The sequence below is a fragment of the Dyella sp. SG609 genome, assembly GCF_012275375.1.
GTDB classification, from domain to species: Bacteria; Pseudomonadota; Gammaproteobacteria; order Xanthomonadales; family Rhodanobacteraceae; genus Dyella_D; species Dyella_D marensis.
The window spans coordinates 1-14,804 of the sequence record NZ_JAAZQJ010000019.1 but is presented as its reverse complement, the minus strand read 5'-3'; the positions used below and the strand labels follow the sequence as shown (position 1 = coordinate 14,804).

General features: G+C 61.7%; 12 protein-coding genes. 8 read left to right on the top strand and 4 right to left on the bottom strand.

Going from position 1 to position 14,804, the window contains the following annotated elements; translation table 11 throughout:
• Positions 1 to 200: 200 nt before the first annotated feature.
• Positions 201 to 566 (top strand): DUF559 domain-containing protein, encoded by a 366-nt coding sequence (locus FHW85_RS21690; protein ID WP_168649624.1) that lies wholly within the window; start codon positions 201 to 203, stop codon positions 564 to 566.
• An 80-nt stretch (positions 567 to 646) separates the two neighbouring features.
• Here the strand turns inward: FHW85_RS21690 and FHW85_RS21685 are convergent, their stop codons facing one another.
• From FHW85_RS21685 to FHW85_RS21670, 4 genes are all read right to left on the bottom strand, one after another.
• Positions 647 to 2,026 (bottom strand): leucyl aminopeptidase family protein, encoded by a 1,380-nt coding sequence (locus FHW85_RS21685; RefSeq protein WP_168649623.1) that lies wholly within the window; start codon positions 2,024 to 2,026, stop codon positions 647 to 649.
• Between the two features lie 714 nt (positions 2,027 to 2,740).
• Positions 2,741 to 3,442, bottom strand: coding sequence for an HAD family hydrolase (locus FHW85_RS21680; RefSeq protein ID WP_167258525.1), 702 nt, complete (start codon positions 3,440 to 3,442; stop codon positions 2,741 to 2,743).
• Positions 3,443 to 3,450: 8 nt separating this feature from the next.
• Positions 3,451 to 4,698 (bottom strand): substrate-binding domain-containing protein, encoded by a 1,248-nt coding sequence (locus tag FHW85_RS21675; RefSeq protein ID WP_167258527.1) that lies wholly within the window; start codon positions 4,696 to 4,698, stop codon positions 3,451 to 3,453.
• A gap of 352 nt (positions 4,699 to 5,050) precedes the next feature.
• Positions 5,051 to 6,424 carry a Do family serine endopeptidase gene (locus tag FHW85_RS21670; protein WP_167258529.1) on the bottom strand — a complete coding sequence of 458 codons (1,374 nt, stop codon included), beginning with the start codon at positions 6,422 to 6,424 and terminating at the stop codon, positions 5,051 to 5,053.
• Between the two features lie 495 nt (positions 6,425 to 6,919).
• On the opposite strand from FHW85_RS21670, the gene FHW85_RS21665 reads away from it, so the two are divergent.
• The 7 genes from FHW85_RS21665 to FHW85_RS21635 all read left to right on the top strand — a co-directional run bounded on the left by FHW85_RS21665 (position 6,920) and on the right by FHW85_RS21635 (position 14,536).
• A complete protein-coding gene (locus FHW85_RS21665; protein ID WP_168649622.1) occupies positions 6,920 to 9,082 on the top strand; it encodes an adenosylcobalamin-dependent ribonucleoside-diphosphate reductase in 2,163 nt (720 codons plus the stop codon).
• 157 nt (positions 9,083 to 9,239) lie between these two features.
• Complete coding sequence (locus FHW85_RS21660) at positions 9,240 to 9,722, top strand: histidine biosynthesis protein HisIE (protein ID WP_168649621.1); 483 nt, start codon at positions 9,240 to 9,242, stop codon at positions 9,720 to 9,722.
• Positions 9,723 to 9,828: 106 nt separating this feature from the next.
• Positions 9,829 to 10,584: an NrdJb gene (locus FHW85_RS21655; protein ID WP_167258535.1), complete on the top strand. Its 756-nt coding sequence runs from the start codon at positions 9,829 to 9,831 to the stop codon at positions 10,582 to 10,584.
• Between the two features lie 238 nt (positions 10,585 to 10,822).
• Positions 10,823 to 11,092, top strand: coding sequence for a hypothetical protein (locus FHW85_RS21650; RefSeq protein ID WP_168649620.1), 270 nt, complete (start codon positions 10,823 to 10,825; stop codon positions 11,090 to 11,092).
• 471 nt (positions 11,093 to 11,563) lie between these two features.
• Entirely contained in the window at positions 11,564 to 12,157 is a 594-nt protein-coding gene (locus FHW85_RS21645; protein ID WP_168649619.1) for a hypothetical protein, read from the top strand.
• A gap of 201 nt (positions 12,158 to 12,358) precedes the next feature.
• Entirely contained in the window at positions 12,359 to 13,117 is a 759-nt protein-coding gene (locus FHW85_RS21640) for a toll/interleukin-1 receptor domain-containing protein (RefSeq protein ID WP_168649618.1), read from the top strand.
• A 129-nt stretch (positions 13,118 to 13,246) separates the two neighbouring features.
• Positions 13,247 to 14,536 (top strand): ATP-binding protein, encoded by a 1,290-nt coding sequence (locus FHW85_RS21635; protein WP_168649617.1) that lies wholly within the window; start codon positions 13,247 to 13,249, stop codon positions 14,534 to 14,536.
• The last annotated feature ends 268 nt before the right edge of the window (positions 14,537 to 14,804 follow it).

Genomic DNA, 14,804 nt, shown 5'->3' with positions numbered 1-14,804 from the left:
GTACTAAGCATGGCAGTGAAGTGTCCTAGGCAACATCGCCGAAGGTCATGCCGGCTGGCACTGGCGTCGGCCTACACGATGTCGCTGGAACCTGCCCTGCGGCGGCGACGCGGGCCGACCGCGCGGCGCGGCGGCGCCCGATGGCCGGGGCAGGGGGCGCAGGCGCCCACTGTGCTTCCCCCGATCGCCAGGAGCGCCCCATGCACCACCTCCGCCGCCAGGCCGACCAGCAACGCCAGCAATGCGTCCAGGCCGAGCGCCGCCTGTGGCTGGCGCTGCAGGGCGAGGACACCGTCCGCTACCGCTTCCGCCGCCACCATCTGATCGCCGGTTATCTGGTCGACATGGTCTGCGTGCCGGCGCGGCTGATCGTCGAGATCGACGACGGCCGCGTGCAGGCCGCGCCGTGCTACCACTGCGCGCGTACCCGCACCCTCGAAGGCAAGGGCTACCGCCTGCGCCGCTTCCGCAGCGACGACGTGCTGCTGCGTCTGCAGCGCGTGCTGGCCGACATCGCCCACGAGTTGGGCCGCGATGTCCACGGCTTCCGGTGTAGGTTGGGGTGAGCGCAGCGAACCCCAACGCATACGGCCGCCTGCCGATGCGCGACGTTGGAGTTCGCCTGCGGCTCACTCCAACCTGCGGGCTACGCCCGCACGTAGCGCTTCTGCAGCAGCGCGAACAGCGCACGCAGGCCCATCGCCTCGCCGCCGCGCGGACGGCCCGGGCGGTCGCCATCGTTCCACGCATACGTGTCCAGGTGCAGCCACGGCGTGGTGTCGGCGACGAAGCGCTCCAGGTACAGCGCCGCGGTGATCGCGCCCGCGTGGCGCGAGGCGCCGCTGTTGGCGAAGTCGGCGAGGTAGGAGTCGAGCATCTTGCGGTACGGACGCCACAGCGGCAGGCGCCACAGCGGGTCCTGCACGGCCTGGCCGGCGGCCAGCGCCTGCTCGGCCAGCTCGTCGCGGTTGGCGAACAGCGCCGGCAGGTCCGGCCCCAGCGCCACGCGCGCGGCGCCGGTGAGCGTGGCGAAATCCACGATCAGGTCCGGCTGCTGCTCGCCCGCATAGGTCAGCGCGTCGCACAGCACCAGGCGGCCCTCGGCGTCGGTGTTGTCGATCTCCACGCTGAGGCCGGCGCGGGTGATCACCACCTCGCCCGGGCGCAGCGCATTGCCGCTCACCGCGTTCTCCACCGCCGGGATCAGCAGCTGCAGGCGCAGCGGCAGCTTCGCGTCCATGATCAGGCGCGCCAGCGCGATCGCGTGCGCGGCGCCGCCCATGTCCTTCTTCATCCAGCGCATGCCGTCGGCGGCTTTCAGATCCAGGCCGCCGGTGTCGAAGCACACGCCCTTGCCGACCACGGACAGCAGCGGATCGCCGCTCTTGCCCCAAGTCAGTTCGATCAGGCGCGGCGCGCGATGGCTGGCGCGGCCCACGGCGTGGATGGTGGGAAAGTTGGCCTTGAGCAGCTCGTCGCCGACCCACTCGCGCACCTTGGCCTTGTAGGCCTTGCCGAGCTGGTTCACCGCCTCGGCGAGCTGCTTCGGGCCCATGTCCTCGGTGGGCGTGTTGACCAGGTCGCGCACCTGCGCGGTGGCGTCGACCAGCGGGGCCAGCGTCTTCAGCTCGGCGGCCTTGACGGCCAGCGTGGCCGGTGCGCGCCTGGCTTTGCGGTAGCGGGTGAACTCGTAGGCGCCGAGGGCCCAGCCGAGGGCGGCCTGCGCGGGGTCGGCGAGTACGCCTTCATCGGCAAGGTGATAGCTGCCTTCCGGCAGCGTTTTCGGCAGGTGGGCGATGGCGTTGAGCGCATCGCCTGCGTCGACGCCGGCGAGCACGCGCTGCAGTTTGCCGTTGGCGTCCGGGAGCAGGGCGATGCTGCCGGGGGCGGCTTCGAAGCCGGTCTGTTCCAGCCATTTGCGCTGGGCGGCGCTGAGGCGTTTTTTGCTGGCGGCGAGGTGGGTCGTGTCGGTGGTTTCGAGGGCGATGGTTTGGCGGTCGCCGGTTTTGCGTTCGATCAGGGACATGGGACTCCATCGCCGCGCGGGGGCGCGGCTTGCTTGGCGTGGCGCGCAATGATGCGCGCTTTTGGGTGGTTGGGCGACTGCGTCGCCACTTCCTAGCCGTCATTCCGGCGTAGGCCGGAATCCAGTCACTGTATGGCTTGGTTGTCGTGGTGAGGTTTGTGGGTCTCGCCGTTGGCGAGGGTTTCGCCCCGCTGCCGCGGGGCGAGTTACTTTTTCTCTGCGTGCCCAGAGAAAAAGTAACCAGAAAGAGAGGGCACCCTGCTTGGCGCCCTCCGGTGGCTACGCCACCTACGGGTCCGTGAGGGCTGGCCGGGCTTTTTGACAGGGCATCCTTGCCCTGATCAAAAAGGCGGGGACATCGTGTCCCCGCCCCCCTGCGGGGGCCTTTTCGTCCAGCCCTCACCGCCGGCGCCAAGGGGACCCGGTGGATCAAGAGCAAAAGCGCACAAGCGGAACGCCGCGGCTGCGCCGCGTGCTCTTTGCTCGGTTTTCGCGTTAATCGACATCCCCCTCTCCCCTCCGGGGAGAGGGTCGGGGTGAGGGGCCGGGCGGAGCAATGAGCTGAGGGTCGAGAAAGCCAAGAGCTTTTCTTCGCTTCGTTGAAGCGTCGTCGCTAGAGCGCCCCCTCATCTGCCTGCCGGCATCTTCCTCGCTCCTCAAAGCCGCGCACATCCCTGTGCGCTCCCCGCGTACTCCCCGGAGGGGAGAAGAGCTTCACTTCGCAGCGCTCTGCATCTCCAACCAATCCGCCAGCGCCGTCATATCGGCCAGATCCAACTCCGGCGGTGCCCCAAGCGCCTCCGGCCACGCCACGCGCTCACGATTGATCCAAGCCGTGCGTAATCCAGCCTCGCGCGCCCCGGCCACATCCAGCACCGGATCGTCCCCGACATGCAGGATTTCCTCCGGCGCCACCCCTAAACGTTCCGCGGCGGCGGAAAAAATCCGCGCATCGGGCTTGGCGATCCCGGTATCCCGCGCACAGATGTGATGCGCGAAATGCGCGCGGATCCCGATCATGTCGAGGTCCGCGTTGCCATTGGTGAGGCTGGCGACGGGGAAGGTGGCGGTGATGCGTTGCAGGGCCGGCAGGCTGTCGGCGTAGAGCTCCACGCTGTTGCGGGCGGTGAAGTAGATGTCCCACAGCACGTCCAGCGGCGCTTCCGCGATGCCGCACGCGGTAAAGGCGCGCTGCATGGTGATGTGGCGCTGAGCGGTGAAGTCGTGGGCGAGTTCCAGGTGTTCCTGCGCCACCTGGGCGCGCAGGGCGCGCATGGCCGGAATGGGCCAGGCGCGCGCTACGTCGGGGTAATGCTGGCGCAGGTAGGCGTCCAGCTCCTGGTCGGCACGCTCCAGCGCGGGGAGTACCGGCCAGAGCGTGTCATCGAGGTCGAGCGTGAGGGCCCGGATGCGCACGGTGCGCGTCAGAGGCCCAGCTTCAGCACCTGGCCGATCTTCACGTTGTCGTTCTTCAGATCGTTCCAGCTGCGCAGGTCGGCGACGGTCACCGAATTCTTCTTGGCGATCAACGACAGCGTGTCGCCCTTGGCCACGATGTAGGTCTTGTCGCCGGTGGCGGCGGCCACGGCTTCGGCCTTCTTCTCGGCGCTGGCGTCGTTGCGCGCCTGCAGGTCCTGCTTGGACTGCTGGGTCAGCTCGGAGGTCGGCGAGGTCGCCACGCGCGAGGCGTACATCGCACCCGGCGCGGCCACCGGCGTCGGCGTCGCGGCCGGCTCGTTCGACACCGGGCGGGCGCCCACTTCGGCCAGGATCTTGGCGCGGCGCGACACGTCCAGCTCGGCCAGCGCCGGCGCCTCGTCGTACGGCACCAGGTCGTGCTTGCGGGCCACGTCACGTGCGGCGTCGGTGCCCAGGAAGTCCATGAACACCTTCAGCTGCGCCACCTTCGGGCTGTTGTCGCTGGTGATCAGGTAGACCGGGATGAACAGCGGATAGCTGCCGTCCTTCACCGTGGCCGGGCTCGGCGGGGTGCCGTTGATGTTGATCGTCTTCACCTTGCGGTTGCCGCTGACGCCGGCCAGCGTGGTCACGCCCAGCGCCTTCGGATCCAGCGTCACCGCCTCTTCCAGCTTCATGGTGTTCACGTACAGGCGCGGCGCCGCCACCGGCTGATTGCCGCGGCCGAACAGCAGCTTGCGCAGGCTGTATTCCACGCCGTCGCCGGGGCTGGCCACGGCGTAGAGGTCGATCTCTTGATCGTTGCCGCCGACGTCCTTCCAGTTGGTGATCTTGCCGTAGTAGATGTCATGCACCTGGCTCAGGGTCAGGCTGTTCACCGGGTTGGACGGGTAGGTGATCATCACCAGCGCATCCCACGCCACCGGCGTGAACACCAGGCTGCTCTCGGCCGTACCGTCCGGACCGCGCGCGGAACCGGCGAAATCGGCGGTGCCCTTGGCTACTGCGTCCAGGCCCGAGACCGTGTTGAACGGCTGCACCTCGATCTTGCCCTTGCCGGCCTTTTCGTAGGCCTTGGCCACGTCGGTAACCAGACCGCGCGCCGTCGCCTGGTCGCCGCGCCAGACCAGCGTGGGAGCGGCCGGCTGGGCCGGTTTCTTGGAAGTCTTGGCTTTGGGCGCGGCCTGCGCCGCGGAGGCGGCGGCAACGCTGAGCAGCGCGACGGAAAGGATGCGTGCGAGACGGAAAGACATAGGTATGGGAAACCCCGGGGTTCGACTGGAGATGGGACCGCGTACTGCCGTCATGGCGCGCATGCGTCGGACAAAGCTGCGGTATTTCATCCGGCTGCTTGAGAACAATCAAGCGAATCAATGCGCTCGGGGTCAGAAAAAACGCCCGGAAACTCCCTCGCCTGCCATCGTGGGGCAAGAAAATGAAATGGGGGCTGACGGGAGGGGTGGATATCAGGGGGTTTTGCGACGCGGATCCCGTTCAGCGCCCGTAGGTTGGGGTGAGCCAAAGGCGAACCCCAACAGCTCGCAACGTTGGGGTTCGCCTATCGGCTCACCCCAACCTACGCCGCTCGCTGGGTCGGATGCAGCATCAACGCACATCGACGTACCGCACACCCTCATCCCCCGACACCACCAGCACCAATTGCCGCGGCTTCACCCCGGCCAGCCGCTTCAACGTCGCCAGATTCGGAATCCGCGCATTCCCCACGCCGATCACCACGTCGCTTACACCCAGCCCGGCCAGCGCCGCCCGGCTCCCCGGCTTCACGCTCTGCACCGCCACGCCAGCCACGCCCTGGCTGCGCAGGCTCTGCGGCAGATCGCTGAACGTCACCCCGGCCAGGCGCGGATCCAGCGCCGCCCCATCCACCGTCGCCAGCTTCTCCGGCGTCAGCTTCGCGGTCACTTCGCGGTTGGCGCCATTGCGCTGCACCGTCAGCTTCACCGTGCTGCCCACCGGCAGCAGGCCCTCGGCGTTGCGCAGTTCCTGCGAGTTGCGCAGCGGCTTGCCGTCGATGGCGGTGATCACGTCGCCGGTCTCGATGTCGGCGCCGTCCGCGGCGGAGCCCGCGCTCACTCGCGTCACCACCGCGCCGCTGGCGTTCTTCAGGCCCAGCACCTGGGCGATGCGCGGGGTGATGTCCTGGGTCTCGATGCCGAGGTTGCCGCGGCTCACCTTGCCGTGCGCGATCAGCTGCTCCATCACGTCGCGGCCGAGATTGGTGGGAATGGCGAAGCCGATGCCCACGTTGCCGCCGGAGGGCGAGAAAATCATGGTGTTGATGCCCACCAGCTCGCCGCGCAGATTCACCAGCGCGCCGCCGGAGTTGCCGGGGTTGATCGAGGCATCGGTCTGGATGAAGTTCTGGTAGCCGGTTCCCCCTAAGCCCGAACGCCCCAGCGCCGACACGATGCCCGACGTCACCGACTGGCTGAGCCCGAAGGGATCGCCTACCGCCACCACGAAATCGCCTACGCGCAGCTTCGAGGAATCGGCAATGGGCAGCGCCTGCAATCCGGTGGCCTGGATCTGCACCACTGCCACGTCGGTGTCCGGGTCGGTGCCGATCAGCTTGCCCTTGAAGTCGCGGCCGTCCTGCAGGCTCACCGTGATGTCGTCCGCGCCGCCCACCACGTGGTTGTTGGTGAGGATGTAGCCCTTGGCCGCATCCACGATCACCCCCGAACCCAGGCTTTGCGCCACCCGCTCGCGCTGCGTGCCAGGCACGCCGAAGAACTGGCGGAACACCGGGTCGTCGAAGAAGGGATCGCGCACCTGCACGCGCGTCTTGGTGGAGATGTTCACCACCGCCGGCGTCACCTTCTCCAGCATCGGCGCCAGCGAGGGCAGCGGCTGGCCGTCGACGGTAGCGGGCAGGGAAGCCTGGCTGGCCAGCGGCGCGGCCAGGCCGAGCACGGCGGCGAACAGGGCGGCGAGCGGACGGATACGGCGGTGCGACATGGAAAACGACTCCCTTTCGAGTGAGCGCATCCGGCGACGGACGCGGCGGTTCTGGTCGATCGGCCGGCCGGCATCTTAAGACGCGCGGCACGGCCACTTTGTCGGGACGACAGCGGCTTCAGACAAGCCCTACCGAGCCCTCCGAAATACCTGTCGCGCACATCAGCTAAGCGCCGACACGCGCGTCGGAAAGCCGCTCACTTCGACGTAACTCAACGCTGACAGTTCCGAACGTGATCGCGCGCAAAAATCTTTGACATCGGACGATCCCAGGGGTAACTTGCACCTCCGTTCGCACCACAACATCTTGTGTATAGGCGCCGGCGCTCCAACTAATGCTGGTGCCAAAGTGACAGCTCTAGGGGGAGTTGTCGCAGAGTCGGCAGGGGGACGCCAGGCACGGCCTCGCACACAGCGACGTACGCGCGGACGGTCCAAACCAGACTAAGAAAAAACAACGGGGCCGTGAGGCCAAACCGGGAGGTCAGGAAGCCGATGAGCACTGTGCGTGCACCAGCTGTGGGTGCGGAAATCAATCGAGACGGCGTCGCCATGATTCCGCTGCAGCCAGCGTCCTACGATATCTGGGACAAGAAATACCGCCTGAAAGCCAAGTCGGGCGATCCGGTCGACGGCAGCGTCGACGAAACCTACCAGCGCGTCGCGCGCGCGCTGTCCGAAGTGGAAGCCACGCCGGAGCTGCGCCAGCACTGGTTCGAGCGCTTCCTGTGGGCGCTGCGCCGCGGTGCGATTCCCGCCGGCCGCATCACCTCCAACGCCGGCGCGCTGGAGCACAAGCCCGCCACCTCCACCATCAACTGCACCGTGTCGGGCACCATCACTGACTCCATGGACGACATCCTGGAGAAGGTGCACGAAGCGGGTCTCACCCTGAAGGCCGGCTGCGGCATCGGCTACGAGTTCAGCACGCTGCGCCCGCGCGGCGCCTACGTGTCGGGCGCCGGCGCCTACACCAGCGGCCCGCTGTCCTTCATGGATATCTACGACAAGATGTGCTTCACGGTGTCGTCCGCCGGCGGCCGCCGCGGCGCGCAGATGGGCACGTTCGACGTGAGCCATCCGGACGTCAAGGAATTCATCCGCGCCAAGCGCGAGGACGGCCGCCTGCGCCAGTTCAACCTGAGCCTGCTGATCACCGACGGCTTCATGCAGGCGGTGGAGCACGACCAGGACTGGCCGATGGTCTTCCCGGTGCACGTGAAGGAACAGGACGAGATCGACCTGACCGACCCGGCCAAGGTGGTGTGGCGCGAGTGGCCCACCCACCAGAACTACGTGTCCCGCGAGGACGGCCTGGTCGCCTGCAAGATCTACGGCCACATCCGCGCCCGCCATCTGTGGGACATGATCATGGTCTCGACGTACGACTACGCCGAGCCGGGGTTTATCCTGATCGACAAGGTCAACGAGATGAACAACAACTGGTGGTGCGAGCACATCCGCGCCACCAACCCCTGCGGCGAGCAGCCCCTGCCGCCGTACGGCTCCTGCCTGCTGGGCTCGATCAACCTCACCACCTTCGTGCGCGACCCCTTCGGCCCCAAGGCCCGCTTCGACTGGGACGAATACCGCGAAGTGGTGAAGGTATTCACCCGCATGCTCGACAACGTGGTGGAGATCAACGGCCTGCCGCTGCAGCAGCAGCGCAACGAGATCCTGTCCAAGCGCCGCCACGGCATGGGCTTCCTGGGTCTGGGCAGCACCATCACCATGCTGAAGATGCGCTACGGCAACGCCGACGCGGTGGCCTTCACCGAGGACGTCTCGCGCGAGATGGCCGTGGCCGGCTGGGAAGTGGCGCTGGACCTGGCCAAGGAAAAGGGCCCGGCCCCGATCCTGGCGCAGGAGTTCACCGTCACCGGCGACATGCTGCGCAAGCGCCCGGAAATGGCCGCCGACGGCTGGAAGGTGGGCGACGCCATCCCCGGCCGCGTGCTGCACGCCAAGTACAGCCGCTACATGCAGCGCGTGGCCTCGGTGGCGCCGAACCTGGTGGCTGAGCTCGCCGAAGTCGGCGCCCGCTTCACCCACCACAGCTCGATCGCGCCCACCGGCACCATCTCGCTGTCGCTGGCCAACAACGCCAGCAACGGCATCGAACCGAGCTTCGCCCACCACTATTCGCGCAACGTGATCCGCGAAGGCCGCAAGACCAAGGAAAAGGTCGAGGTGTACAGCTACGAGCTGCTCGCCTACCGCGGCCTCATCAATGCCGCCGCCATGCCGTTCAGCGACGATCCGCAGTCCAAGCTGCCGGAATATTTCGTGTCCGCCGACGACATCTCGCCCAAAGAGCACGTGGATATCCAGGCCGCCTCGCAGAAATGGATCGATTCCTCGATCTCCAAGACCGCGAACGTGCCCACGGACTATCCGTACGAAGATTTCAAGGACATCTACTTCTACGCCTATAAACAGGGCCTCAAGGGCTGCACCACCTTCCGTTTCAACCCCGCCGCGTTCCAGGGCGTGCTGGTGAAGGAAGCCGATCTTGAGAGCACCCTCTACCGCTTCGAATTGGAAGACGGTAGCGTTATCGAACTGAAAGGCAACGAAGAAGTGGAATACGACGGGGAGCTGCACACCGCCGCAAACCTATTTGATGCCTTGAAGGAAGGCTATTACGGCAAGTTTTGAGCACAGGCCGGCGGTTGCCATGCAACCGTCGGCCTGTGTCCGGAAAGCTGTTTTGAAGCCTTGATACACGCAGGCCCACGCCAAGTACTGAACTCACGTCGGAGGGGAAACCCAGATGTCCATTGATACCGATTTCGATTCGATCGCCACGCCGGCCATGCCGGAAGCCCCGGCTGCTGCCGAAGCCCCTGCCGCCCCCAAGAAGGCGCGCAAGAAGGCTGCTAAAAAGGTTGCCAAGAAGGCCGCTCCGGCCAAGAAGGCCGCCAAGAAGGCAGTGAAGAAGGCCGCTGCCAAGAAGACCGCCAAGAAAGCCGCCAAGAAGGCGGTGAAGAAAGCGGGCGCCAAGAAGACCGCCAAGAAGGCGGTGAAGAAGGCCGCCGCCAAGAAGGTCGCGAAGAAGGCGACCAAGAAGGCCGGCGCCAAGAAGACCGCCAAGAAGGCCGTGAAGAAGACGGCCCGCAAGGCTGCAAAGAAGGTCAGCAGCAAGAAGACGGCCAAGAAGGCCGTGAAGAAGACGGCCAAGAAGGCCGCCGTGAAGAAGACCGCCAAGAAGGCGGTCAAGAGGTCCACTGCCAGCAAGAAGGCCGCCGTCAAGACCGCGCGCAAGCCGGCCAAGAAGGTCGCCCGCAAGAAGAAGTAAGCCGTAATACGTGCCGGCCCGGCCTTTGTGCCGGGCCGGTGCGTTTCCGGCCTGTGGCCGTGCAGCGCCGCTCCTCCCGCCTACATCAGAAAAAAGAAGCATCCCTATGGCGATCAAGATCGAAAAGAAGATCAAGGGCTATAACGTCGTCAAGCCCGAGGACAAGGCCGCGCCCGCCGCAGTAGCCGCACCCGCCGCGCCCAAGGAGGCGCCCAAGGCGGAAGTCATCCAGATGCACGAGAGCCTGGAGCGTCCCGAGACGCTGGTCGGCTCCACCTACAAGATCAAGTCGCCGCTGTTCGAGCACGCGCTTTACGTCACCGTAAACGACATCGTGCTCAACGCCGGCACGCCCCACGAGCAGCGCCGCCCCTTCGAGATCTTCATCAACTCGAAGAACATGGACCACTTCCAGTGGATCGTCGCGCTCACCCGCATCATCTCCGCCGTGTTCCGCAAGGGCGGCGACGTCACCTTCCTGGTGGAAGAGATGAAGGCGGTATTCGACCCCCGCGGCGGCTACTTCAAGCCCGGCGGCATCTATATGCCCAGCATCGTGGCCGAGATCGGCGCGGTGATCGAGCAGCATATGAAGACCATCGGCCTGATCCACGACCCGGAGATGGACGAGTCGACCAAGCGTCTGATTGCCGAGAAGCGTGCGGCCTATGAGGCTGGCGCAAAAAAAAACACTGAGGTGAGCCAGGCGGCGCCGAGCGTTGAAGCTGAGGCGGCTGCGGGTGAATCGAGCAACGGGTTCCCGCCGGGGGCTACGTTGTGCGCCAAGTGCAATACGAAGGCGTTGGTGTTGATGGATGGGTGTCAGACTTGTTTGAATTGTGGGTATAGCAAGTGTGGGTGAGCCTCATCCCGACATCCAGTAAAAAAGGCGGCAGCAATGCCGCCTTTTTTTGTGTCGCCTAGAGATCAAATCTCTCTTGCGGCTCTTGCTGAATGGGCGGAATAGTAAGCAGGACGAGTTTCTCTGGCCTGAGCATTCGACGAAAGGAGTGACGAGGTTGCGCGCCTTAAAAGAATAGTTGACTCTTATTTCTTTAAGTGATCTTATGTGTAGCAGGACGTGGTATAGGTAACGAGCAATGATCAAGAGACACGAAGACCAGCTTTGGGCGCGGCTGGATCAGCTGTATGCCAATGGCACAACATATATAAGCTACGGAGAGCTGTACCACTGGTATGACGTTCAGCGAATTGCAAAGGCTCCATGGCGTGATATTAGGGCCCGTTGGGAGCAACTGCTTGAAGAAAAAGGGGAGAAGTATCTTGATCCTCAAATCGCTGAAGTGCATGGTGGAATCTCGTTCTTCTTCTCCAGGAAGCCGGGGCAACTGGCTGACCTAGCTTCCTGAGCTGCGGTTAGGAGAAGTGCAAACGGCTGCCTAGAACGGAGTTGATCTTGGCCAAAACGGTTGGGAGCTTGTCGGACGAGCGCAAGGCTTGGCTGATATCTAATGGAACTCAATTGGGGGAAGGAAATGCAAGTTTGGATTAAATCGCTCGAAGTCGATATGCAAGTCAAACAGAAGGGTATCGAACTTGAGGTTCGATCCAGAGATGGAAATGATCAATTGGGTGACTGCTACGCCACAATGACTGGTCTTACGTGGTGCAAGGGAAAAACTCAAAAGGAAAATGGGATTAAGGTTAAATGGGAGGATTTTATAGCTATCTGCGCTTCTGAGGAGTCCCTTAGGGCTGCGGTCAAAGCTGCTAAGACTATTTAATTGATGAAAAGCCAAATCGGGACAATCTCTGCTCGCAAATGTAGAGGTTGTCCCTTTTTAATATAGGGACTCATCTTGTGAAGGGTGGCGCGAAAGATGGATGCTTCGCTGACTGTGTCATCTGCGCTCTTAGTTTTTCAGTTCTTTTTTAGCGCTATTTTGGCAGTTGGGGTATCAATCATTTCAAGAGGGTATAACCCGCAGCACGGGATTCGTATTCAGCGGGCTCGCAATCCAACGGCGCTCCTGTTTTTAATACTCGCGATAACTTTCGCTACGATCGGCCCCGTTCTTGCTACTAATTCATTCGCTACCACTTGGACCCCGGCATACGGAGCAAGTGTGCATGGTGGCCTTCCAATCGGATCGGTCAAGGTCTGGGTGTTCATCCTGGATATTGCCTTAGTATCGATCATCATCAATAAGACCGGGGGATGGAGGGCGAGCCCATTTCCTTCCCTAAACTTCAGCATCCCCGCTATTGCTATCCTTCTTGGCGATAGCGGTGCCAAGGTCGCGATATACACGACACTTCTCGCCTTAATTTTTGGCGGGTCACTGTGGTACTGGCGCAGCCATGGAGCGCATATCGAGTCCGGACGCAGCGAGGATGATGTGGCTCTATGGATAGTTACAATTTTGGCGCTCGCACTCACGACGGCGATAGGCGTGTTTACTCGGCACACCTAAAGAATTCTTGTGCTGATTCACTTTGCACTGAAGTCGACAAAGTCAATAGTGGGGCAGGTTCGCTTACGACTTTAGAAGTGAGCCTGATCCCGCTGGGTTCGCTTGTTGGAACATCAGAGATGCCCAAGTGAATGGTTTCGCCCGAGCCTTCACTTGCTTTTAAACTGCGACAGAATCATCCCCCAATAGGATGGGGAGTCCATGAAAGTATTTATCAGCTTTGCTCAGAATAGAGGAGCGGCGCTCGCAGAGGCCATTCGAGATTGGCTGCCAGACGTTCTTCAGGCTGTGAAGCCATTTATGTCAAATCGAGACATTGAGAGCGGAACGGCATGGTTCCCGACAATCATGGGCCAACTGGGGGAAGCTAAAGATGGCATAATTTGCCTCACTCCAGAAAGCTTGTCGGCACCATGGCTTTTATTCGAGGCAGGTGCCATAGCCAAGGGAATGGAAAGCGCGCGTGTGCATGCCGTGCTCTTTGGTGTGGAGCCGTCTGAGGTAAAGCCTCCCCTGGGACAATTTCAGTTGAAAAAGGCTGACAGGACTGGCTTCCTGTCCATTATTGACTCGCTTAATGAGCGCCTTGGCGACGCAGGGTTGGACCATAAGCGTTTGGAAAAGGCTTTTGATGCGCACTGGCAAAGCCTCGAGCATAAGATCGAAGAGATCATGCGACGGCCGGCTGGCCCTGTATTGGCAACAGCATCGCGTACCCTTGAGGATATGGTGAAGGAGGTACTCGATATCCTCCGGTCTATGAAGCTTCAGGAGGATGCGGCAGCAATAGCGCCGACAGGAATAAATAATAAGGCGTATCTGTACGCCTTGGCCCAACTGTATCTCGATACCCTGCGCACACAGCCGTCAAAGCCGACGATTCTCACTGAAAACATGCACGACACAGCCCACTCAATCAAGAAGGGCGTGATTAGTGATTGGATAAAAGACAATGACTGACGAAGTGGGCGGGTTTTCGCTCGTCACATCGCCAACAACGGGGCCAAGTACACTTATGACGCGAGAAGTGAGTCTCGCCCCACCCTTGGCAACCGACTACTGCCTAAGCAATGTGTGAAGGGGAGTGCAATGGAGGCTGTGAGGTTCGCAGAGCTTTATGTTGAGAACTGGAGACAGTTTGATTATGTAACTGTACCAATTCATCCGCGGTTGACTGTGATTACCGGCGCCAATGGAGCGGGTAAGACAACGCTCCTGGGCTTTCTTACCCAACATTTCGGATGGTCGCGCCCTCTACTTGCCACGCCATGGCGAGATAAGAACGGCGCGATCACTTACATAACCGGATCAATTAAAGGCATTCTTGGATGGATAAAAAGGAAGGAGCAGTCTCAGGCGCATACACGAATCGGAAGAATAAAGTATAGCGATGGAACCCAGGCAATCATTGGGGCACCGACCACCAGTGACGTTCAATACAGTGTTCAAATCGCCGATCAGAAGACGGTGCAGGGGCTTTATATTCCATCGCATCGTGTGCTGTCTCAATATCAGCAAATAGGGTCGATTCCAACTCAGGGAATCACCGCGGCGCAGGCGTATGGAAATTATCTCGGCGAGCTTTATAGCCGCTGGAATGGTATTCCCAGCGGGTCGTCACCGCTTTTTCGTATGAAGGAGGCGCTCATATCGATGGCGACCTTCGGCGAGGGCAATACCTACGTCGATGGCAAGCCCGAGCTCCTTCAGGCATATCTAGGCTTTATTGAGGTACTCAAAAAGGTTCTGCCAGAAACGCTGGGATTTGAGACGCTTGCGATTCGCACGCCCGACGTAGTGCTGGTGACCAGTAGCGGAGAATTTCTTCTCGATGCGGTCTCGGGCGGTGTTAGCGCTTTAATTGATTTGGCTTGGCAGATATACACGTTCTCATATGAGTCCAAGGCCTTCACGGTCATAATCGATGAGCCAGAAAATCATCTGCATCCGTCTATGCAGAGAGCACTGCTTCCGAGGCTTATTGAAGCCTTTCCGTTGGTCCAGTTCGTTGTGGCGACGCATAGTCCATTCATCGTGACATCAGTGCGAGATTCGAGTGTTGTCGTTCTTTCTTATAGAGAAGGAGAGCAAGACGGTGTGGATCGGGGAATTGCCCCTAGAAGAAGTATTCATTCGATGCAGCTTGATCAAATCAATATGGCGGGCAGCGCTAATAACATTCTGCGTGACGTCCTGGGACTGGAGTCGACAGTTCCATTATGGGCATCTCGCGAGCTGCAGGGCATTGTTGGGCGTTATCGGAATCAGCCCTTTAATGGCGAACAAGTTGATCAGCTTAGTAAGGAGTTGGACGCGCTGGGGTTGGGTGTAGAGCTACCGGCTGCGATCAATGCGATCTTTGAGAAGGGGGCGCGATGATTTCGCTTGTGAAGTCCGACGAGCCTGAAGTGCTAAGAAACAATGCGAAAAATTGGACCGACGAGCTTCTAAGAAGGCTTGAAGCCGGTGATGCGCCAACTGAATACCTCTTGTCTCGTTATGCGCACCCTGGAATAAAGGCTGCACTATTGGTAGAAACTTTCGAAAAGTGTGTGGTACGCCCCCGATTCCGTAGACACCTGATAGTGTCTATTGAGGATCGGAGGATCTATGACCAGCAAACGTTTCACCGACGAGTTCAAGGCTG